The organism is Halopseudomonas oceani (genome assembly GCF_002903165.1).
Classification (GTDB): domain Bacteria; phylum Pseudomonadota; class Gammaproteobacteria; order Pseudomonadales; family Pseudomonadaceae; genus Halopseudomonas; species Halopseudomonas oceani.
On sequence record NZ_PPSK01000002.1, the window covers coordinates 364,074 to 385,351 of the forward strand.

Consider the following 21,278-nt stretch of genomic DNA (forward strand, 5'->3'; position numbering starts at 1 on the left):
GACAGGAAGCAAGGCATGCTGATAGTGCTGTTGAGCAACCCCGACCAGCCGCTGCACTGGTGGCGTTTGGAGCGGGATGGACAGGTTCAGGATCAGGGGTGTGATCCGCTCTCGGTGCTTCAGGGGCGCTACCCGGGTGCACGGGTCAAGGCGTTGCTCGCCGACGGAGTCAATCTGTTGCGTGCCTCCTTGCCCGGACAGCGGACCGCAGCGCTCAAGGCGGCGCTGCCGTTCGCCCTGGAAGAGCAGTTGAGTCAGGACGTTGATGAGCTGCACATTGTTATGGGGCCGCGTCGTAGCGACTCACGGATCAGTGCTGCGGTGGTCGAACGGCGCCTACTGGAGCAGTGGCTGGAGTATTTTTCCGCTGCCGGCTTGCGGCTGGAGGCGCTGCTGCCGGTCACTGCCGTTCCAGCCGACGCGGTGCCTGCTGCGGGCGTGCGAGTGCAGGCATCCCCCTGGCCGCAGGATGCTCGCTGGCTGGTTACCGACAGTGCGGCTGAAGCCGTATTGCTTGAGCAGAGCATGCTTGCCATCTGGCTACGCAAGCGCCTGCTGGAGCGAGATGAGGCGGAACGCGCTGTCGAGCTGGCCGGAGAGGCCGCTGCGGGTCTTGAGGTGCTGCTGCCTGCGGGGGTATCGGTAACGCGCAGTCAGGCCACGTTAACCTTGCAGCAGCAGTTTGCCGTTACGGATTTCAATTTACTGTCAGGCCCCTACGCAGTCAGCATGGCACCACCGCCCTGGCGTGTCCTGCGACCGGCCCTGGTGGCGATGGCTGCCACGCTGGTGCTGGGAATTGGCTGGCTCGCAGCGGAGCGGTATGCCCTGCAGCAACAACGCGATGCGTTGCAGCTGCGCATCGAGCGCAGCTTCAGCGAGGCGCTTCCCGGAGAGCGCATGCTGGATCCGGCGATGCAGTTTCGTCAGCGTCTGAATTCCGCTTCTGGGGGGGGCGCTCAACCCAGCGCAGGCCAGTTGCTGTACGCGGTGTATAGCGCCGTAGGACAGCAGCAAGGCGTTGAGGTAAAACAGCTGCGCGGTAGCCGTGATGAGCTGGAGGTGGAACTCAAGGTTGCAACCTTTGCCAACCTGGAGCAACTGCGTAGCCAGTTGGCCGCTACCAGCGGCGTGAGCGAAAGCCTGCTCGGTGCCGACTCCGATAGCGGCTCTGTGACGGCACGGTTGCGGATTACAAGGAGCGACTCATGAACGCCTGGTGGTCAGGGCTCGCGCCCAGAGAACGACGTATCCTGCTGCTGGGAGGGCTAGCACTGGTGCTGATTCTGGCCTGGGTCGCCATCTGGGAGCCGCTGGTACAGGGCCGCAGCGCGTTGCGCAGCGAGGTTGCCCGAATGTCAGCCGAAGCGGTCTGGATGGAACAGGCCAGTGATGAAGTGCGCCGACGGGCAAGACTGGAGCAGCGCGCGCCCGCCCTCCCCGGGGGCGGCGGCTCGGTGCTGACGCTGATCGAAGTATCGGCCAACGCCGCGGGACTGCGTTCGGCGTTGACCCGGGTGCAACCGGAAGGAGAGGGCGCGCGGTTGATCCTGGATGATGTCAGTTTTGATGCACTGATGGGCTGGCTCGCTGAGTTGGAGCAGCGCCAGGGGCTGCTGGTGACCCAGTTGGCCCTGGAGGGCAGCGAGGCCGCAGGGCAGGTTTCTGCACGTATCTTGTTGGAGCAGCGTTGATGAGTTGGTTAAAAGGACGTCGGCTCTGGTTGTTGGCAACGCTGGTATTGCTGGCGACCTTGCTCTGCAATGTGCCGGCGCAACTGGTATGGCGTCAGGTTCAGCCCTATCTGCCGGCAAAGGTCGAACTGGATGGTCTGACCGGTACCCTATGGCACGGCAGTGTTGCACGCATGCAGGTTGAGGGTATTGATCAGGGCGCGCTGGAATGGCGCTGGCAGCCGTCGGGGTTGCTGGCAGCGGAGCTGGTGTTGGACTTGGACTGGCGTCCGCGTGATGGTCAGGTTCAGGCGATCCTGCGGCTGGCTGGCAACACCGTTTCGCTGGAGCAGGTACGCGGCCGGCTCAGTGCGGCTAGCATGGCCCAGGTCAATAAGGCGCCCTTTGTTCTGCAGGGAGACTGGTTGCTCGATATTCCCCGGTTGACCTTGGCTGACTTGCGCGAGGTAACCGAGGCCAGTGGGCGGATCGCCTGGCAAGATGCTGGCGGCGGGCTGCCCAATCCGCTGGCGCTTGGCAATCTCGGCGCTGACCTGACAGCGGATAATGGCTGGCTGGTCATGAACCTGGCCGATGCAGGCGGCCCCCTGGGGTTGGCCGGTACCGCGCGGTGGCAGCCAGCCAAGCCACTGAAACTGGACACCCGGCTGCTTGCCCGTGCCGATGCCGAGCGCGACCTTGCCGCGGGCCTGCAGCTGCTGGGCCGGCCAGACCCGCAAGGCTGGGTGCACTGGCGGGCTCAATTGCAATGACGGAGATAGTGATGAGAACAGGTCGAATCGGCTGCTGTCTGCTGCTGGCACTCAGTCTGGGTGGCTGTGCAGGCAATCAGCTTAAGCAGCAGGAGCAGGACGCTGCGGTAGCGGATGTGCGCGCCCGATTGGGAATGGGGCAGTGTGATTCGGCGCTGGCGGAACAGGTACGGAGTCTGCAGGTGCCTGCAGTGTTGCTGGAAGCCGCGTATCAGTGCCTTACCCACGCCGAGCTGGATATTGCTCAGCGTCTAGTGGACAGCTACTTGGGTGAGCAGGAAAACGTCAACGAGCGTGACTACGCAGCGTATCTCGCGGCCCTTATCCCATATGCACGTTTTGAACTCGCTGCAGGCGACAGCCAGCTGCAGCTGGATCTGGGCCGTGAGGCCCACGCCGCGCTGACCGGTTTCGTTCGAACCTATCCCCAATCCGGCTATCGGGCAGAGATGGTGCCGCGTGTGCAAGCCGTGCTGGAAGGAATGGCCAGGGCAGAGTACGACCTAGCAGTACTGGATCAGGAGCGGGGGCAGGCAGAGCGCGCCCGGGCGCGGATGCGCTATGTGCAGACCAGTTACCCACGTAGCTCGGCGGCAGCCGACGCAACCGCCTGGCTGCTCGACAATCAGAGTTGATTCATTCCTCCATGCTCCTGGCCAGCTGCCGAGAGATATGTTGATGCGTTGAAATGGCGCACCTAATGGCCTTGACTTCTGGCGTTTTGCCCCGCGATTGTGCACAGCGGCGGGGCAACCTGTCATCAATTCGTCAAAAGCCGCTGTAAGTCACTGATATCTGACGTCATATCGTAACCTATTGATTTGTAAGGCAAAAAAATAGGTTAAAAAATGATCATTCTAAGAGGTGGCCCCGTTTTATATACCTTGAGGCGGGTTTTCTGCAGGCTGTCCACATAGTTATCCACAGGATTTGTGGATAGTTTTGCCGGAGCCCCGCAGGGAGCGGCTTGCCGCCCCGGAGCCGGAGCGGCAATGCCTGCAAGACAGTCAGATTCCTTGCGGAATGTCCTCACCACCCAATGCACTGGTGATGGCGGGCAGTAGCTCGCTCAGGGTGCTGGCCATGATGGTGAAGCTGGCGTCCAGCTGGCTCAGCATGTCGTCGCCGCCGTTCTCGTCTGCTTCTTCGCGCAGCAGGTCCTCGAACTTGACGCGCTTGAGCGTCAGCTTGTCATCGAGCACGAAACTCAGCTTCTCTTGCCACTGCAGAGCCAACTGGCTGACCTGCTTGCCCGTGCTCAAGTGCAGCTGAATCTCGTCGCTGGCCAGATCCTGGCGCTTGCAGCGCACCACGCCGCCGTCCTCGCTGGTGTCACGCAACTCGCATTCATCACCGATCTGTAGCTGCTCCGGCGCCTGATTGTCCTTCACCCACTGGGTCATGCAGCTGGCAGGTGCGATCTTCACGTTGAGCGGCCGTACCGGCAGCGAACCTGTGCATTCGCGTAGGAGGCTAAGCAGGTCTTCGGCACGCTTGTGACTGGAGCTGTCAACTGCGATCCAGCCCTCGGTTGGGCAGATGCAGGCAAAGGTGGTCTGGGTGCGGGTAAAGGCGCGCGGCAGCAAAGACATGACGATCTCATCCTTGAGTGTGTCGCGCTCTTTCTTATAGACCTTGCGGGCGTCACGGTTTTCGATTTCCTCAACCTTTTCCGCGAGTGCTTCCTTGACCACGCTGCCGGGAAGAATGCGTTCTTCCTTGCGCATGGCGATCAGCCAATAGCCGTTGCTGACTTCGACGCGATTCTCCGAGTGACGTCCCCATGGTGTGGTCCAGCCAAGCGTATGTGTCTCCTGGCTGGCGCAGGGGCGGGACGGCTTCTGCTCAAGCGCCTCGATCAGCTGGGATTCGCTGAAGGGTACGGATTGACTGAAGCGGTAGATAAGCAGATTGCGAAACCACATGTGTGTTGTCCTTCTATTGCCGTGGGCAGGGTGCCCGAGAAAACGGCCAATATTGCCCCAGCAGACCGCCAGCAGCCAGTGTTTCCGCGGCTTCCGAATAAGATATTGAAATAACCTGATTTTTTTTTGAAAAAGGTGTTGCCAGAACCGAAAAAGCTCCCTAGAATGCGCACCACTTCGAGAGCAAACGGGTGATTAGCTCAGCTGGGAGAGCATCTGCCTTACAAGCAGAGGGTCGGCGGTTCGATCCCGTCATCACCCACCACTCGAGAAGAATAGCGCAGCGGTAGTTCAGTTGGTTAGAATACCGGCCTGTCACGCCGGGGGTCGCGGGTTCGAGTCCCGTCCGCTGCGCCATTTCCCCCTCCTGCAGTAACTCCTGATTTACCTTTCTAAAGTACGCTTCAGTACTCGTTCACAATTGCGTTTCTGCCGGTAGCCGGGCGTTTAAACCCCTGCTAAGCTGGCTGCTTCTTTTCGCCCATAAAGGGCTTGTCTACTGAGGTAAGCATGAAGCGTAATCTGCTGGCAGTCAGCATTGCAGTCGGGGCCCTGGCTCTGGCCGGTTGTAACAAGGACGAACCGGAACTCACTACTCCTATCCAACAAGCTTCTTACGGCATCGGCCTGAACATGGGTCAGAGTCTGCTGCAGGATGGTCTGGGCGATATTGATCCGCAGGCACTGGCGCTAGGCCTGCAGGATGCGCTGGGCAGTCAGGAGCAGCGGGTCGGTGATGAAGAGCTGACCAGTGCCTTCAACGAGCTGCAAAAGCGGTCCCAGGAGCGTGCTGAGGCACTGGCTCAGGAAGCGCTGGATGCCAACAAGAAGTACCTGGAAGAGAACGCTGCCAAAGATGGCGTAACGTCGACCTCGTCCGGTCTGCAATATGAAGTGATCAGCAGTGGTGATGCGGACGGTCCGCAGCCGCAGGCTGACGATGTGGTTGTGGTGCATTACGAAGGGCGTTTGCTCGACGGCACCGTTTTCGACAGTTCCGTTCAGCGTGGCCAGCCGGCTGAGCTGCCGGTGGCCGGTGTCATTCCGGGTTGGGTCGAGGTGCTGCAACTGATGCACGTTGGTGACAAGTGGACCGTCACGGTTCCAGCTGAACTGGCCTATGGTCCGCGCAGCCCCAGTCCGGTCATTCCGCCGAACTCCATTCTGGTGTTCGACATGGAGCTGGTGGGTATCAAGCCCCGCGAAGAGTAAGCGCCAGGTAACACGTCGGAATGCCCGTGGCAAGGCCTTCGGGTATTCCGTTGTTACCTTTATGCACATTCTTCGGTAACGCTCGCTGTTTACTTTTGGTTTTTTTTCTGCTCTTCCTTTCTTTTGCTAACTCGCTGAAAAATTTGAATTTTTTGCTCTGGTTAAAATATGCGCGGTTTGTCTGCAGGCGCATGTAAACGGGCGTTTGAGCGAGTTTTCCTGATTTTCTTCACAGACTTATCCACAGAAGCTGTGGGTAACCTTCTGGACTACTGGTAGCGCTCAATCAGCTCGGCTATCTGCCCTTGATCGAGAAGTTGGTGAATCGCGTCGATCAGCGAGCGCGAGTCGTCCGGTTGCCGTTGGGTTGCACAGCGCAGATCGAAGCGTTCTATCTCCCAGTCGCTGATCTGGATGTTGGCCGGCTTTGTCAGTAGGTAGTGTTGGAGTGGGCGGCGCATTTCGACGGTGGCGTCGAGTCGACCGCGCTCCAGCATCTTTATACGGGTGTTCAGGTCGCGCACGTCGTGGCGGGTTAATTGGCCGCTTGCGAACGCCTCTGTGAGTGTCTCGCTGTAATGGTAGCCAAGGGTTGCTCCGACCATAGCCCCTTTCAGGTCGCTGAGGCTGGCTGGCGACCGGCTGAGGCTGCGTGTGGCGATGACGTCGGCGTCCTCGTACAACACATCGCTCCAGCTAAGCTGCTCGGGATGGGAGTGCCAGGATGGCTGGGTATTGCAGATGATGTCGATGCGGCCCTGGGTAAAGGCTTCATCAATCCGGTTGTTGGGGACGGCAACGAAGACTACAGCTCGTGCAGTGGTGCTGGCCACAAGCTCGCCCAGGTCCCGGGTCAGGCTGGTCTGCAGGGCAGTACCGCTCATCGCCACGTAGGGTGGCGGGTCGGAAGGAGAAAAGCCCCAGTTGATCGGCCCAGCGTGGGCTCCGGTCGACCAGAGAAATGGCAGCGTACTGAGATAGCCTAGAATCGGCCTCACGGTGTTACCTGTGTGTTGAGCTTACCTAAGCATAGATCAAAGTCGGTATTCAGCTACAAAGGTTAAGGTACCGTTCCGGGTTGTCCTGGCTGTCCGGTGGCAGGGTCTGGATGACCAGGCTGAATCCGCGTTGTTTCTTCGCTTCGTGCTTTGCCCGTGAAGCCAGCTCGGCAAGGCGCGCGGGGTCAAACTGGCGTGCCTGGCTGCCAACCAGCGGTAGAATGCCGATCGACAGGTTCAACAGGTCGTGGCTGCGCCAGCGACCCTCACGATCCGGTGCGGTAAAGCACTGGCTTTGCAGGTGCTCGGCCCGGTAGAGGGTGCGGCATAGCTGCTGAAACCGGTCATCCAGTCGCTGCAGGCGCTCTCGCCAGTCATCACTGCGCATGACCAGCATGAAGTCGTCGCCACCGATATGGCCGACGAAATCGCAACGGGGGTCGCACAGCTCTCGCAGCAGCTGCGCCAGCCCCAGCAGGATCTCGTCCCCTTTGCCGTATCCGTACAGGTCGTTGAAAGGTTTGAAATTATCGAGATCAATGTAGCAAAGCTGGGCGTCGACCTCGCGCTCCAGTAACCGTTGCAGACATTGCTGAATCGGAATATTGCCTGGCAGCAGGGTCAGCGGGTTGGCATGCCGGGCCTGCTGCAGCTTCAGCTCGGTGATCTGCCGGAGTACGTCAATGCCACGCCCCAGGCCCTTGTAGAGCCCTTGGTCGACGATGATGAAGTCGTCCTCCAGGCGCTGGCGTGCGCGGCTGGTCAGCAGGCGGCTGACGCGCTGCAGGCTTTGCCTAATGTCGACGGTCAGGCAGTCGGGGTCCATCAGTTGCCGGATCGGCTTGCGGTTGTAGATTTCCTGGGCAAAAGGTTTGAGCATGGTCTGGCTGAGTGCGTGACGTTGCACCGCACCAATGGGGTGGCCCTGCTCGTCGATGATCGCCAGGGTGTTGAGCGTGGGTTGTTGCTGAAAGCAATCCAGTACAGCCTGCACTTTGGTGTTTTCCGGCACCGCCGGTATCGGCAGCAGCAGACTGTGGATGGGGGCGTCCTCACTTGCACCCGACTGGGTCCGGCTTAAACGCTCGCTCAGGTTGATGTCGTCGATGCGTGGGTCGGCGTCCGGGCGTCCGAGCAGATAGCCCTGGACCCAGTCGACGCCGATTTCCTCAAGGACAGCCAGCTCCTCGGGTTGCTCAATCCCTTCGGCAATGACACAGGCGCGCGAGGCTTTGGCCATCTGCAGGATGGACGCGACAAATTCGCGCTTTACCGGATCGCGGTGGATGCCATCGACAAAGTGGCGGTCGATCTTGACGAACTCGGGCTGCAGCTCAGACCACAGGCGCAGGCTGGAGTAGCCGGCACCAAGGTCGTCCAGCGCGATTGAGAAGCCCATGTCGCGGTAGTGGTGCAGTGCATTCTGCAGTAGGGACAGATCTTCGATGGGCGCCTGCTCGGTCAGCTCGATGACCACCTGATCGGGGGAGAGGCCATTGCGTTGCAGTATTTCCAGCGTGCGCCCCGGGTAGTGCTGATGTTCCAGCAGGCTTTCCGGCGAGACGTTCAGGAAGAGCTTGCCCGGAAGGTTCAGGTTGCAGAATCGGCTCACGGCGCGATCGCGACACAGCATTTCCAGTTCGGTCAGGATGCCGTGGTGACGGGCTGCGGCGAACAGGGTCACGGGCGAGTGCAAGGGGCTGTCGGAGGGGCCTCGACTGAGGGCTTCAAAGCCGACAATACGCTCTTCCAGCATCGAAACGATGGGCTGAAACAGGCTGCTGACAGCGCCTCGATTGAGGATGGAGATGAGGGCCTGACGTTGTTCGGAGACGGTCATAGAGGTTCCCAGGCAAATGGAAGTGGCCGTACCTGGCCGCCCGGGTTTGCGTTAGACGCGTTCGCGGGCATTCGTCCTGACCGCGAAAGTGTGTCACTTGGCTATTACAGAAGGGTTACAGTCATGGTACTGCCTGCCAGCAAGCGCCGGCAGGCAGCTGGCAGGGATCAGTCGACGGTAGCTACCTGATGTTCCAGTTGCAGCAGGTCCAGCAGGATGTGACTGGTTTCAACCAGGAACGCATCGTCCTCAGAGGTATCTTTCTCGTCTTCAGCGTGATTGCTGTCAAGCAAGGGGTCCTGATTCTCCAGGCTGGTCAGCGGTTCTTCACCTCGCGCGGTAAGCCGCTGGTTTTCCAGAGTCAGCAGGCGCGACTCGTAGTCTTCCTGGCGCTGCTTGCGCTTGGCTTCATTCAGCGGCACGGTCTGCTGGGCGCGGATTTCTGCGTCCAGATTGATGCGTGCCAGGGTGTAAATGAAGTCCGGGTCTTTTGCGGCACGCGCTTCGTGCAGTTTCTGCAGTTGGGTGATGAATGGCTGCAGCTGGCTGCTAGCGCGGAAACGGGCCGGCGCAATGGTGTCCCAGGGCATGGCATGGGGGAGGGCGCTCTCGCCGATTTCCTTGCTGTCGAGCAGTGACGGATAGCTGATATCCGGCACGACGCCGCGGTGCTGGGTGCTCTGACCCGACACCCGGTAGAACTTGGCCAGCGTCAGCTTGAGTTCGCCATGGTTCAGCGGCTGGATGGACTGCACGGTTCCTTTGCCGAAGGTGGACTCGCCGATGACCAGCGCGCGGCCGTAATCCTGCATGGCACCAGCGAAAATCTCCGAAGCGGAGGCGGACAGACGGTTTACCAGTACGGCCAGTGGTCCGTTGTAGGTAATACCGGCTTCGGGATCATCCAGTTGCTGAACCTGGCCTTGACTGTCGCGCACCTGTACGGTCGGGCCCTGATCGATAAACAGGCCGGTCAGCTCGGTCGCCTCCTGCAATGACCCGCCGCCGTTGTTGCGCAGATCCAGCACTATGCCGTCAACGTTCTGTTTGCTCAGTTCGCCGAGCAGACGGCGCACGTCACGGGTGGTGCTGCGGTACTCCGGATCACCCTGGCGATAGGCCTTGAAGTCGATATAAAAACCGGGCACCTCAATCACACCGATGTGGTAATCGTGACCCTGCTCGTTGATGTTGATGATGGAAGACTTGGCAGCTTGATCTTCCAGTTTTACAGCTTCACGGGTCAGGTGCACGATCCGGCTGGTCAGGTCGCCCGGCGGGTTGCTGGCGGGGATGACCTCCAGGCGTACCGGAGAGCCTTTGGGGCCGCGAATCAGCTTGACCACCTCATCCAGGCGCCAGCCAACCACGTCTACCATGTCATCGTCGCCTTGGGCGACACCGACGATCTTGTCGCTGGTGGCGAGCTGCTGGCTGCGTTGGGCCGGGCCGGCCGGTACCAGGCGAACGATCCGGGTGTACTCGTTATCGCTCTGCAGTACCGCGCCAATGCCTTCCAGCGACAGGCTCATATTGATGTCGAAGTTCTCGGCGTTTTCTGGCGAGAGATATTGGGTATGCGGATCGTAGACCTGAGCCATGGCGTTGATATAGCTCTGGAACAGGTCCTCGGAGCGGGTCTGATTGATCCGGATCTGCTGCCCGCGGTAGCGCTTGCCGAGCAGCTCCTTGATCCCTGCCATGTCTTTGCCGGCCAGCTTCAGGCGCAGTACTTCGTCTTTGGCCTGTGCGCGCCAGAGCTGCTCAAGGGCCTGTTCGTCAGCCGCCCAGGGCGCGTCTTCGCGATCAACCAGAATCTCCTGGTCGCTGCTGAAGTCGAGCGTGTCGAGCTTGTTGTCGATCAGGTCCAGGGTAAAGGCCAGGCGCTGCTGCACACGCTGCAGCTGACGCTTGTGCATGGCAAAGCCGACGCTGAGGTCGCCGGCTTTGAGCAGGTCGTCGAAACGCAGGCGGTTGCCGGCGAAGGCATCGATGTCCTGCTGGGTAAACAGGCTGCGCTGCGGATCGAGCTGCTTGATGTACGTGTCGTAGATCTGCGCGGACAGGGCGTCGTCCAGGCGGATGCGATTGTAGTGATGGCGTCGCAGTAATTCGACGGTATTCAGACTGGCAATGACCTGGTCGCGGGTCGGTTGCAGTGAATCGAGGTCGAGGGCTTGATTCTGCTCGGCCGAGAGCACAGTGCCGCTGAGGGTCAGCAGGGCAATGAGACAGGACTGGCGCAGGAGAGGGAAACCTTTCATCTGGGGTATCGTGTCCGGAGAGAGTATGCTTTTGGAGTTCCGACGGGAGCCTAGAGTTCCCGCATATGGCCACTATTGAATGAACTATGGAGGTAGCGTGAGAGGATTGCAAGCTGAGGGCGGGGAGCTGTCATGGCAGGTCCAGCCTGCTGTAGAGCTGAAATCTGGCGAAGTTCGCGTTCGCGTCATGGCTGCCGGTTTGAACCGGGCAGACCTGTTGCAGAAGGCTGGCATGTATCCGCCGCCTGCGGGCGTAACCCAGGTTCTGGGGCTGGAATGTGCCGGTGAGGTGATCGAGGTTGTCGAAGGTTCACGCTGGAAGATCGGTGATCGCGTTTGCGCGTTGCTGGCCGGCGGCGGTATGGCGGAAGAGGCTGTGGTTGACCAGCGTCATCTGCTGGCGGTACCGGACAACCTCGGCTGGGCCGAAGCGGCTGCCATTCCGGAGGTGTTCAGCACCGCCTGGTTGAATGTATTTGTGTTGGGCAATGCGCGCCCGGGCGAGAAGGTGCTGATTCACGCCGGTGCCAGTGGCGTGGGCACTGCGGCAATTCAGCTGTGCAAGGCGCAGGGCAACCCTTGCTGGGTCAGTGTCGGCAGTCAGGACAAGCTGGATGCCTGTGTTGAACTGGGTGCCGAGGGTGGCGTGCTGCGTCAGGGCGGGATTGCCGCGCTGAAGGACTTCGGTCCATTCAATGTCGCGCTCGACCCGGTCGGTGCTACCTACGCTGCTGATCACCTGGATCTCTTGGCGTTGGATGCACGCTGGGTACTCATTGGATTGATGGGCGGTCGCGACGCGACCCTGGATCTGGCCAAGGTGCTGGCCAAGCGCATCAGTCTGATCGGCTCAACCCTGCGGACCCGTGATGCCGAGTTCAAGGCCACGCTGCTGGCCGACATGGAGCAGCGCCTGATGCCCCAGTTCGCATCCGGTGAGCTCAAGCCGATGGTGGCAAAAACCTTCGGTTTTGCCGATGCCGCTGCGGCGTTTGAAGAGCTGGCGCGTGATCAGGTGGTTGGCAAGGTGATTCTGGTGCGCGAAGACTGATTGTCCGCGCTCCGTGCCACAACAAGCCCCAGGCGTTGCTGACGCTTGGGGCTTTTTTGTGGTGTTGCGCGGGAGTCTGCCAGCACTTGTTGTGACGGGGTTTTCGCGGACACGCTGCACTCTGTCCGCCCTGCGGGCCGGAGCTGCGCTGTGGGGCGCAGCAAGCCAATGGCCTGCGCGCGGAAGGGGGCTGAGGTTAGCGCAAGCCTTTGAGTACTGATCGGGCATTCGCATCCGCGGACACGCTGCGCTTTGTCCGCCCTACGGGCCGGTGCTGTGTTGTAGGGCGGACAAAGCCTGGCGTGTCCGCCAAGGGCGGCGCTTAGATCAGTTGTGCGCTGTTGCAGAAGGCGGTCAGCACGGTAATCAGATAGCCCGGATCACGGCTACCAGCTAGCTCGCGGATCGAGTGCATGGCAAAGGTCGGTGCGCCGATGTCGACGGTGCGTACGCCCAGGCGGCTCGCAGTGATCGGGCCGATGGTGCTACCGCAGCCCATGTCACTGCGTACGACGAACGCCTGGACCGGGACGTCTGCACTGGCGCAAAGGTGGCGGAAGAACGCAGCAGTTTCGCTGTTGGTGGCGTAGCGTTGGTTGCTGTTGATTTTGATGACCGGGCCGGCGTTGAGCTTGGGGCCATGGTTTTCGTCATGCTTCATGGCAAAGTTCGGGTGCACGGCGTGGGCGTTGTCCGCTGACACCAGTAGCGAGCGCTGGATCAGTTGGATGCGTTCGGCGGCGTCCGGCACGAGGCGGCGCAGTACGTCTTCGAGGAAGGGGCCGTCGGCGCCGCAGCAGGAAGATGAACCAATTTCTTCGTGGTCAGTGCAGACCAGCAGGCAGGGTTGCTGGCCATCGCTGTTCAGTAACGCCTGCAAACCCGCGTGACAGGACAGCAGGTTGTCGAGCCGTGCGGCGCTGAAAAAATCACCGTCCAGGCCGATCTGGGCTGGCGGTTGGGTATCGTAGAAGCTCAGCTCGTAGTCGAGTACTGCTGCATCGGCGCAATCCGGATGTTCCTGCTGCAGCTGAGTTGCCAGCAGGGCGCGCAGATCACGGCCACCATCCAGGCTGTGCGCCAGCACCGGTGGCATGTCGGTCTGCGGGTTGATCGACAGGCCTTCATTAACTCCACGGTTGAGGTGAATCGCGAGGTTGGGAATTACCGCAACAGGGCGTTTGAAGTCGATCAGTCGGCTGTCCAGCATGCCATCGGCGCACCGGAAGGTAACGCGGCCAGCCAGCGATAGGTCGCGATCGAACCAGGGCGCGAGCAGGGCGCCGCCGTAGATCTCGACACCGAGCTGCCAGAGGCCTTGCTGGTCTTTTTCCGGCTGCGGCTTGACGCGCAGGCACGGGCTGTCGGTATGGGCGCCGATCAGGCGCAGGCCGCGGCTTTGCAGGGCGCCGTCGGCACCCAGCTGGAACGCGATGAGGGAAGAGTCGTTGCGGTTGACCAGATAGCGTCCGCCGGCCTTTAGTTGCCAGTCCTCTCGCTCGTCCAGCCCTTCAAATCCGGCTGCGAGCAGACGCTCACGCAGGGTGGCAGTAGCGTGAAAAGGGGTGGGTGAGCGGGCAATGAAATCGGCCAGATCCTGAAGCTGTTGGTCCTGCATGAAGCTCTCCTGCAAGGTTGAATTCGGGCCCGTCGTCAAAACGGGCAGGGGCTCTCGAACGCCATACGCTCGCCGGTTTCCGGGTGACTTATGGTCAGCCGGGCGGCGTGCAGGGCCAGCCGCGGGGATGCGTCGAGTGCAGCGCCTTCGGCATACAGGCGGTCACCCAGCAGTGGGTGACCGATTGCCAGCATGTGCACGCGTAACTGGTGCGAGCGACCGGTGATCGGCGTCAGTTCCACCCGGCAGTAATTCTGATAGCGCTCCAGCACACGCCAGAAGGTCTGCGCATGCTTACCCTGCTCGTGGTCGACGATATGCCGTGGCTTGTTCGGTGGATCATAGCGCAGCGGCAGGTCGATATGTCCCGCGTCGCCTTCGGGCTGACCCCAGCACAGGGCGATATAGGCCTTCTCAGTCTCGCGGTCATGGAACTGGCGAGACAGCTCGCGATGGGCGTCGGGGTTGCGGGCGATGACCAGCAGACCAGAGGTTTCCCAATCCAGTCGATGGACGATGCGGGCTTCGGGGTAGCCGTTTTCCTGCAGACGGGTAATCAGGCAATCTTTGTTGTCCTCGGCACGGCCGGGCACGGACAGCAGCAGAGTCGGCTTGTCGACGATCAGGAAGGTAGGGTCCTGATGAATGATGCCGATGTGGGTCAGGGGCATGGGAAATCCGCGGCGCCACCCGGATGGGCGGCGCCGACTTGCTCAGGGGCGTTCGGGCAGGGTGATGTTGAGTTCGAGAATCGAGCAATCATCCTGATTGTCCAGCGCGACGTGTACCTGTTCGCGATCGATAGGAACGTACTTGCTGATGACATCGATGATTTCTTGCTGCAGCTGCGGCAGATAGTCCGGCTGGTTACGCTGGCCTCGCTCGTGGGCAACAATGATCTGCAGGCGCTCCTTGGCGATCGACGCGGGCGTCGACTTCTTGCGATCGCGGAAATAATCGAAAATGCTCATTAACGCCCTCCGAACAGGCGCTGCAGTAGGCCCTTCTTCTGTGCTTCGAGGAAACGGTGCGGAATATCCTTGCCCAGCAGGCGCTCTACGGCGTCGCTGTAGGCCTGACCTGCATCGCTTTTGTCGTCCATGATGACCGGGATACCCTGGTTGGACGCTTTGAGAACAGCCTGTGACTCAGGGATGACACCCAGCAGCGGAATTGACAGGATGTCTTCCACGTCGGCTACTGAGAGCATTTCGCCGTTGTCGACGCGCTCGGGGTTGTAGCGGGTCAACAGCAGGTTTTCCTTGATCTTCTCGCCGTTCTCGGCGCGACGGGATTTGCTCGACAGCAGGCCCAGCATGCGGTCGGAGTCGCGCACGGAGGAGACTTCCGGATTGGTCACGACGACGGCTTCGTCAGCAAAATACATGGCCAAGTGAGCACCCTTCTCGATGCCGGCTGGGGAATCGCAAACGATGTAATCGAAGGTTTCCTTCAGCTCGTTCAATACGCGCTCAACGCCTTCAACGGTCAGTGCATCCTTGTCACGGGTCTGGGACGCCGGGAGGATGAACAGGTTGTCGGAGCGTTTGTCCCTGATCAGGGTTTGATTCAGGTTGGAATCGCCATTGATCAGGTTGACGAAGTCGTAAACCACGCGGCGTTCACAGCCCATGATCAGGTCCAGATTGCGCAGGCCCACGTCGAAGTCGACGATAACGGTCTTGAAACCGCGCAGTGCCAGCCCGGTACCGATGGCGGCACTGGTGGTTGTTTTGCCCACCCCGCCTTTGCCTGATGTGACAACGATGACTTTTGCCAAAATGACCTTCCTGTCGAAATTGTCTGGATAGTGGAACGCACCGGACGCGTATGGTTCCCGGTACGATGAAAAGGAAAATGGCTACGGCGGAACTCGGTCACAGACCAGAGAAAAAGGGCCCCCGAATGGGAGCACAGTATCTGTTAAAGCCCGGTTATCTTCAAGCTGTCGCCGTCCAGACTGATCTGTACCGCTTCCTTCCATTGGTGCTTGCGCAGATCCTCCGCCACCTTGTATTGCCCGGCGATGGAAACCAGCTCGGCTTCCAGGCTCTGGCAGAAGATGCGGGCTTGCTGATTGCCTTTGACTCCGGCCAGGGCGCGGCCCCGTAACGGGCCGTAGACATGGATGTGACCATCGGCGAGCAGTTCGGCGCCGGCGCTGACCGGCGCCATGACAATCAGGTCGCCGCCGCGGGCATAGACCTGCTGGCCGCCGCGGACCGGTTCGGTAACAATCTTGCCCGCGCTGACCGGCGCGGGGGCCGATGCTTCCACCGCAGGGGCAGGGGCAGGGGCAGGTGCTGGCTCCGGCGCGGGCTCCGGTGCGACAGCTGCTGTTTCGATACTGCGCTCACGCTGGCGGCCCGGCGGTAACAGGACCATGGCTGCACTCTGGGCAAGCTCCCGAAATGCCTCGCCACCGCGCAGCGCCACAGGCTGCAGGCCGTGGTCACGGCAGATACTCAGCAGGTGGCTCAAGGTGAGGTCGGTGAGGGCTTCGTTCAACTTGTCGAGTGCGATGACCACCGGGGTGTCGACGAAGAAGTTGGGCGCCTGTTCGACCTTCTCCGCCAGCTGTCGGGCAAACTGGTCCGGGGCGAGGCGGATCAGCTCGACCAGCGTCATCGTCAGCATGCCACCCTTGAGGTGGAATACCGGGTCGTTGTCGAGCAGGTCGAGGGTGGTGTCAGCAGTCATGGGCAATCCAGTTCACAATGATCGGTAGCGCGTTGGCAGGGCGATGTGCCTGCTTGGCTGTTCTGCGCTTCCTTATATAGAAGGGCCCGGTTGATCGCAAGCCGCAGACGGCCTGATCCGGTGCTGTTTCGCCCGGATAGAGTAAACCCGGCTGGCGATGACGGCAGCACAGGCCATAGAATGTCGGTTTTCGTTGATTGGACCTTTTGATGGAACGTCCGGGTTTTTCTGTTGCCCTGCTGCACCCGCGTTACTGGTTGCTCTGGTTGGGGCTTGGGTTGCTGTGGCTGGTGATACAGCTGCCGTATCGCTGGCTGCTGGGTTTGGGGCGTCTGCTGGGGTGGGGCATGTTCCACCTGATGGCCGACCGCCGTGAGGTGGCCCGTACGAACTTGGCTCTGTGCTTCCCGGAAATGTCGGAGATTGCCCGCGAGCGTCTGCTGCGCGACAACTTTGCCTCGAACGGTATTGCCTTGTTTGAAATGGCCATGGCCTGGTGGTGGCCGCGTCATCGGCTAGCCAGGCTGGCGCATATCGAGGGGCTTGAGCATTTGACCGAGGCAGCCGCTGCCGGCAAGGGCGTGGTGCTGATGTCGCTGCATTTCACCACGCTGGAAATCGGCGCTGCGCTGCTGGGGCAGGCGGTGACGATTGACGGCATGTACCGTGAGCATCGCAATGCCGCCTTTGATTTTGTTCAGCGCCGTGGACGCGAGCGTCACAATCGCGATGCCAAGGCAGTAGAGCGTGAGGACGTGCGCAGCATGATGCGCTCGCTGCGCAGTGGCCGGGCGATCTGGTACGCACCGGATCAGGACTACGGCCGCAAGGCCAGTGTTTTCGTGCCGTTGTTTGGGGTTGACGCGGCGACCGTCACCGCCACCAGTACCTTTGCTCGCTTGGGCAAAGCGCTGGTCGTGCCGTTTACCCAGACCAGGCTGCCGAACGGGCAGGGCTACCAACTAACTGTGCATCCGGCATTGACCGATTTTCCTGGCGAGAGCGAGACCGCAGACGCACTCCGTATCAACCAGTGGATTGAGCAGGCGGTACGCGAACAGCCGGAGCAATACATGTGGGTGCATCGCCGCTTCAAGACCCGCCCGGAAGGGCAGAGTCGGCCGTATGCCAAGCGGCGTCGGCGTAAGCGTCGGGCGCGGCGGCGCTGATGAATGATCGCATCGGGCGTGATTGCGCTGGGCTGATCCTGTCAGGTGGCGGTGCCCGTGCCGCCTATCAGGTGGGCGTGCTGTCGGTGATAGCCGACTTGTTGCCTGAGGGCGCAGCCAATCCCTTCCCAGTGATTTGTGGCACCTCGGCCGGCGCAATCAATGCACTGGCACTGGCGACCCACACCCGTCACTTCGCAGAGGGGGTGAAACGGCTGGATACGGTCTGGTCGGAGTTTCATTGCGATCAGGTCTACCGCACCGACTGGCCTGGTGTAACGGCGCAGGCCTGGCGTTGGGCCAAGGCCAACCTGTTTGGCTTCCCGAGCAAGCACCCGACGGCGTTGCTGGATAATGCGCCGCTGCGATCGCTGCTGCAGCGCACCTTGCACTTTGGTCAGATTGATGAAGCGCTGCAGGCCGGGCTGCTGCACGCGGTGTCGGTCAGTGCCTTCGGCTACCAATCGGCGCAATCGGTCAATTTCTATCAGGGCCGAGAGCGGATTGCCCCCTGGTCGCGGCACCGGCGGGTCGGGGTTCAGACCCGACTGGGGCTGGAGCATCTGATGGCGTCGTCGGCTATTCCGCTGGTTTTTCCACCGGTGCTGCTCAACCGTGAGTGGTTCGGCGATGGCGCGGTGCGTCAGCAGGCGCCGGTCAGCCCTGCGCTGCATTTGGGGGCCAATAAGGTACTGGTGATCGGCGTGTCGGATAACCTGGCAGATCCGCCCGGTGGCCGTCGCGGGCCGCGGTTGCGCGCGGCTGCGCCGCCGACGCTGGCACAGATTGGTGGGCATCTGCTCAGTAGTACCTTTGTCGACAATCTCGAAGCGGATGTGGAGTTGCTGGATCGGATGAACCGACTGGCGGGTTACCTGCCGAGTGCGGCGAGACAGTCAGGAAAGGGAGTGCGCCAGGTGGAAGTGCAGATTATTTCACCGAGCGAGCCGCTGGACGTGATCGCAGCCCGGCATCGCAAGCTGCTTCCACGTACCCTGCGAACGTTTCTGCGCGGCAGCGGGGCGACCCGGGCGTCGGGTGGCAGCGTGGTCAGTTATCTGTTGTTTGAGGCGGACTACACCCGCGAGCTGATCGAGCTGGGCCGGCGTGACGCCATTGCCCAGCGCGAAGCACTGCAGCGCTTTCTTGGTCTGTTGTGCCCGGTGCCGAACCCGTCCTGATCAGCCGGCGACCAGGACACGGATCGCATCCAGGCGCAGCTTCGCCTGTTGCAACAGGTGATCGCCTTCACGCAGGCGCTGTTCCTGCGCAGCAATCTCTTCATCGCGTACCAGCGGATTGACCCGCTGCAGCGCCTTCAGTCGTTCGATTTCTTCCTGCAGTTCGCTGTTGAGCTGGGCGCGGGCGTTGTCGACCAGTTGCTGGTGCTGCGCCGCAGCGGCGGCTTCACCTTTACTCAGGATGGCTTCAATCGGCTCGCGCTGGGTCTTGGCGATCTTGACTGCCAACTGGCGCGGCAGCGATTCAACCTGTGAGTCCAGCGTGTCGAAACTGACTTTGCTGGCCAGGTTGTTGCCGTTGACGTCGAGCAGGCAGCGAATCGGTGTTGGCGGCAGTACCCGTTGCAGTTGCAGTGCGCGGGGAGCGACAGCCTCACACACATAAATGCATTCGAGCAGCATGGTGCCTGGTTTCAGTGCCTTGTTCTTCAGCAGGCCCACGGCGCTGTTGCCCATGCTGCCGGACAGCACCAGATCCATGCCGCCCTGCAGCATCGGATGTTCCCAGGTGAGGAACTGCATATCCTCGCGGGACAGGGCAGTGTCACGGTCGTAGGTAACGGTGACGCCCTCGTCGTTGCCGAGCGGGAAGCCGGCATCCAGCATGCGCTCACCCGGGCGCAGGATCAGTGCGTTGTCCGAGTGGTCCTCGCTGTCAACGCCAAATACATCGAACAGCCGCTCCATGTAAATCGGCAGCTGGAAGTCGCTGTCCTGATTGGCAATGGTCTCCAGCATCTGCTCGGCGTCCTGATGTCCGCGTGAATGCAGCTCCAGCAGGCGGTCACGGCCGTTGTGCATTTCCTCTTCCAGCGCCAGGCGGCGTTTACTGGCCCGTTCCAGCAGGTCGTTCCAGCCGTCCTGTTGCGGGTGATCGAGGTGCTGCAGCAGTTCGCTGCCAAAGCTGTGCTGTAGTGCGTTGCCGGTTGGGCAGGTGGCACGGAAGGCGTTCAGTGCGCTGTCGTACCACTCGACCAGATGCGCCTGAGCGGTGCCTTCCAGATACGGTACGTGCAGCCCAATGGTGTGCTGCTGGCCGATGCGGTCGAGGCGGCCAATGCGTTGTTCGAGCAGGTCCGGATGGCTTGGCAGGTCGAACATCACCAAGTGGTGGGCAAACTGGAAGTTGCGACCTTCGCTGCCGATTTCCGAACAGATCAGTACCTGCGCGCCGAACTCTTCATCGGCGAAGAACGCCGCTGCACGGTCGCGCTCGACGATACTCATGCCTTCATGGAAGACGGTGGCAGGTGTGCCGCTGCGCAGGCGCAGAGCATCTTCCAGATCCAGTGCGGTTTCGGCGTGGGCGCAGATCACCAGCACTTTGTTGCGCTTGAGCAGCTTGAGGGTGTCGATCAGCCATTCCACCCGCGGGTCGGCCTGCCACCAGGGTGTTTCGCCGCCTTCGGCCTGCAGTGCCTGCTCGGGATAGAGCGCTGCCTGACCTTCGAGGTCCTGGTACTGCTCGGGACACGGCAGCGGGTAGGCGTGCAGCTGGCGCTCCGGAAAGCCGGAAATGGCCGCGCGGGTGTTGCGATAGAGGACCCGGCCGGTGCCGTGGCGGTCCAGCAGCTGACGGATCAGGCTTTCGCGTGCGGCTGCGGCTTGTTCGCCGCCCTCGGCTGCCGTCGCCAGCAGGTCCGCGGCGCTGTCGCCGAGCCAGCCAGTGATGGCGGTAACGTCTTCTGTGCTCAGGTGATCCTGTTCCAGCAGGTGCTGCACTGCCTCGGCAACGGGCTGGTAGCGCTCGGTCTCCTTGATGAACTCTTCTAGGCTGTGGAAGCGGTCCGGGTCAAGCAGGCGCAGTCGGGCAAAGTGGCTGGCCTGGCCGAGCTGCTCCGGGGTTGCGGTCAGCAGCAGGACCGCAGGTGTGCGGCGCGCGAGACCTTCGATTAGCAGGTACTCCTCGCTTGGCTGCTCTTCGTGCCAGACCAGGTGGTGCGCTTCGTCGACGATTAGCATGTCCCAGTCGGACTGGTCCAGGTAGTCGCGGGCCTTGTCGTTCTCCAGCAGAAATTCCAGCGCAACCAGCGCTAGCTGGGCTTCTTCGAACGGGTTGCTTTCTGCGCCGTCGCAACGGTCGGCGTTGAACAGGGCAAACTCCAGGTTAAAGCGGCGGCGCATTTCCACCAGCCACTGGTGTTGCAGGTTTTCCGGGACCACGATCAATACCCGGCGAATACGTCCGGTCTGCAGCTGGCGATGGAGAATCAGGCCCGCTTCGATGGTCTTGCCCAGACCGACCTCGTCCGCCAGCAAGACGCGCGGCGCCATGCGGTCGGCAACGTCGCGCGCGATGTGCAATTGGTGGCCGATTGGCTGGGTGCGGACGCCGGCAAGGCCGAGTAGTGGAGAGCGCTGAATACGGCAGTAGTGACGCAGGCTTTCAAAGCGCAGGCTGAACCAGGGCAGGGGGTCGATCTGGCTGGCGAACAGGCGGTCGCTGGCCAGGCGGAACTGAATGAAGTTGTCGAGCATGGTTTCGGCAAAGGCGGCTGGAGTGCCGTCTTCGCGCAGTCCGGCATAGGCGAGCAGGCCGTCTTCCTCGACCACGTCGCTGACCACCATGCTCCAGCCTTCGTGGTGGGTAATGCTGTCACCGGGGCTGAAGCGGACGCGGGTCAGGGGCGCGTTCCGCAGCGCATAGTGACGGGTCTCGCCACTGGCGGGAAAGAGGATGACCACCAGGCGGGCGTCCTGTGACAGTACCGTACCCAGTCCCAGTTCCGCTTCGCTGTCGCTGACCCAGCGCTGTCCGGGGGTAAAACCTGTCATGCCGCTCTCCTGATGGTGCAAAAAAGGGCGCATATCTTA

18 protein-coding genes and 2 tRNA genes are annotated in these 21,278 nt (G+C 61.3%); 10 read left to right on the plus strand and 10 right to left on the minus strand.

The annotated features are described in order from the left end of the window. The first annotated feature begins 15 nt into the window (after nucleotides 1–15). From gspL to bamD, 4 genes are read left to right on the plus strand one after another with little or no spacing between them, the layout of a single operon-like run. Nucleotides 16–1,212 carry a type II secretion system protein GspL gene (gspL, locus tag C1949_RS03895; protein WP_104737155.1) on the plus strand — a complete coding sequence of 399 codons (1,197 nt, stop codon included), beginning with the start codon at nucleotides 16–18 and terminating at the stop codon, nucleotides 1,210–1,212. Further along, on the plus strand, nucleotides 1,209–1,694 hold the full coding sequence (gspM, locus tag C1949_RS03900; RefSeq protein ID WP_104737156.1) for a type II secretion system protein GspM: 486 nt from the start codon (nucleotides 1,209–1,211) through the stop codon (nucleotides 1,692–1,694). Before gspL ends, gspM begins: the two co-directional genes overlap by 4 nt. Next, nucleotides 1,694–2,446: a type II secretion system protein N gene (locus tag C1949_RS03905; RefSeq protein ID WP_104737157.1), complete on the plus strand. Its 753-nt coding sequence runs from the start codon at nucleotides 1,694–1,696 to the stop codon at nucleotides 2,444–2,446. Before gspM ends, C1949_RS03905 begins: the two co-directional genes overlap by 1 nt. Nucleotides 2,447–2,457: 11 nt before the next feature. Next, a complete protein-coding gene (gene bamD, locus C1949_RS03910) occupies nucleotides 2,458–3,081 on the plus strand; it encodes an outer membrane protein assembly factor BamD (RefSeq protein WP_170062995.1) in 624 nt (207 codons plus the stop codon). A 372-nt stretch (nucleotides 3,082–3,453) separates the two neighbouring features. On the opposite strand, the gene rdgC is transcribed toward bamD, so the two are convergent. Beyond that, on the minus strand, nucleotides 3,454–4,371 hold the full coding sequence (gene rdgC, locus C1949_RS03915; protein ID WP_104737159.1) for a recombination-associated protein RdgC: 918 nt from the start codon (nucleotides 4,369–4,371) through the stop codon (nucleotides 3,454–3,456). 189 nt (nucleotides 4,372–4,560) lie between these two features. Between rdgC and C1949_RS03920 the strand changes: the two genes are divergently transcribed. The 3 genes from C1949_RS03920 (at nucleotide 4,561) to bamJ (ending at nucleotide 5,583) form a co-directional block, all read left to right on the plus strand. Beyond that, nucleotides 4,561–4,636 (plus strand) — tRNA-Val (locus tag C1949_RS03920). Nucleotides 4,637–4,651: 15 nt separating this feature from the next. After that, a tRNA-Asp gene (locus tag C1949_RS03925) sits at nucleotides 4,652–4,728 on the plus strand. Between the two features lie 153 nt (nucleotides 4,729–4,881). Next, on the plus strand, nucleotides 4,882–5,583 hold the full coding sequence (gene bamJ, locus C1949_RS03930) for a BamJ family beta-barrel-assembly machinery protein (protein WP_104737160.1): 702 nt from the start codon (nucleotides 4,882–4,884) through the stop codon (nucleotides 5,581–5,583). A gap of 269 nt (nucleotides 5,584–5,852) precedes the next feature. Here bamJ and C1949_RS03935 read toward each other — a convergent pair whose 3' ends face one another. The 3 genes from C1949_RS03935 to C1949_RS03945 form a co-directional block, all read right to left on the minus strand. Next, nucleotides 5,853–6,581 (minus strand): substrate-binding periplasmic protein, encoded by a 729-nt coding sequence (locus C1949_RS03935; RefSeq protein WP_146040285.1) that lies wholly within the window; start codon nucleotides 6,579–6,581, stop codon nucleotides 5,853–5,855. A 49-nt stretch (nucleotides 6,582–6,630) separates the two neighbouring features. After that, nucleotides 6,631–8,421: a bifunctional diguanylate cyclase/phosphodiesterase gene (locus tag C1949_RS03940; protein ID WP_104737162.1), complete on the minus strand. Its 1,791-nt coding sequence runs from the start codon at nucleotides 8,419–8,421 to the stop codon at nucleotides 6,631–6,633. A 167-nt stretch (nucleotides 8,422–8,588) separates the two neighbouring features. Continuing rightward, nucleotides 8,589–10,685 carry a carboxy terminal-processing peptidase gene (locus tag C1949_RS03945; RefSeq protein ID WP_104737163.1) on the minus strand — a complete coding sequence of 699 codons (2,097 nt, stop codon included), beginning with the start codon at nucleotides 10,683–10,685 and terminating at the stop codon, nucleotides 8,589–8,591. A gap of 97 nt (nucleotides 10,686–10,782) precedes the next feature. On the opposite strand from C1949_RS03945, the gene C1949_RS03950 reads away from it, so the two are divergent. Then, on the plus strand, nucleotides 10,783–11,736 hold the full coding sequence (locus C1949_RS03950; protein WP_373289798.1) for an NAD(P)H-quinone oxidoreductase: 954 nt from the start codon (nucleotides 10,783–10,785) through the stop codon (nucleotides 11,734–11,736). A gap of 322 nt (nucleotides 11,737–12,058) precedes the next feature. Here C1949_RS03950 and C1949_RS03955 read toward each other — a convergent pair whose 3' ends face one another. The 5 genes from C1949_RS03955 to minC all read right to left on the minus strand — a co-directional run bounded on the left by C1949_RS03955 (nucleotide 12,059) and on the right by minC (nucleotide 16,054). Continuing rightward, on the minus strand, nucleotides 12,059–13,354 hold the full coding sequence (locus C1949_RS03955) for a M18 family aminopeptidase (protein WP_104737165.1): 1,296 nt from the start codon (nucleotides 13,352–13,354) through the stop codon (nucleotides 12,059–12,061). 35 nt (nucleotides 13,355–13,389) lie between these two features. Continuing rightward, nucleotides 13,390–14,025, minus strand: a complete 636-nt coding sequence (locus C1949_RS03960; RefSeq protein ID WP_104737166.1) for an RluA family pseudouridine synthase — start codon at nucleotides 14,023–14,025, stop codon at nucleotides 13,390–13,392. A gap of 42 nt (nucleotides 14,026–14,067) precedes the next feature. Next, on the minus strand, nucleotides 14,068–14,325 hold the full coding sequence (minE, locus tag C1949_RS03965; RefSeq protein ID WP_088276757.1) for a cell division topological specificity factor MinE: 258 nt from the start codon (nucleotides 14,323–14,325) through the stop codon (nucleotides 14,068–14,070). Beyond that, a complete protein-coding gene (minD, locus tag C1949_RS03970; RefSeq protein ID WP_104737167.1) occupies nucleotides 14,325–15,134 on the minus strand; it encodes a septum site-determining protein MinD in 810 nt (269 codons plus the stop codon). Before minD ends, minE begins: the two co-directional genes overlap by 1 nt. Nucleotides 15,135–15,277: 143 nt before the next feature. Next, complete coding sequence (minC, locus tag C1949_RS03975) at nucleotides 15,278–16,054, minus strand: septum site-determining protein MinC (RefSeq protein WP_104737168.1); 777 nt, start codon at nucleotides 16,052–16,054, stop codon at nucleotides 15,278–15,280. A 209-nt stretch (nucleotides 16,055–16,263) separates the two neighbouring features. Between minC and C1949_RS03980 the strand changes: the two genes are divergently transcribed. Both C1949_RS03980 and C1949_RS03985 read left to right on the plus strand, forming a co-directional pair. Then, nucleotides 16,264–17,223 carry a lipid A biosynthesis lauroyl acyltransferase gene (locus tag C1949_RS03980; RefSeq protein ID WP_104737169.1) on the plus strand — a complete coding sequence of 320 codons (960 nt, stop codon included), beginning with the start codon at nucleotides 16,264–16,266 and terminating at the stop codon, nucleotides 17,221–17,223. After that, entirely contained in the window at nucleotides 17,223–18,404 is a 1,182-nt protein-coding gene (locus C1949_RS03985; RefSeq protein WP_104737170.1) for a patatin-like phospholipase family protein, read from the plus strand. The genes C1949_RS03980 and C1949_RS03985 overlap by 1 nt, the downstream gene beginning before the upstream one ends. On the opposite strand, the gene rapA is transcribed toward C1949_RS03985, so the two are convergent. Further along, nucleotides 18,405–21,239 (minus strand): RNA polymerase-associated protein RapA, encoded by a 2,835-nt coding sequence (gene rapA / locus C1949_RS03990; RefSeq protein WP_104737171.1) that lies wholly within the window; start codon nucleotides 21,237–21,239, stop codon nucleotides 18,405–18,407. Nucleotides 21,240–21,278: the final 39 nt, after the last annotated feature.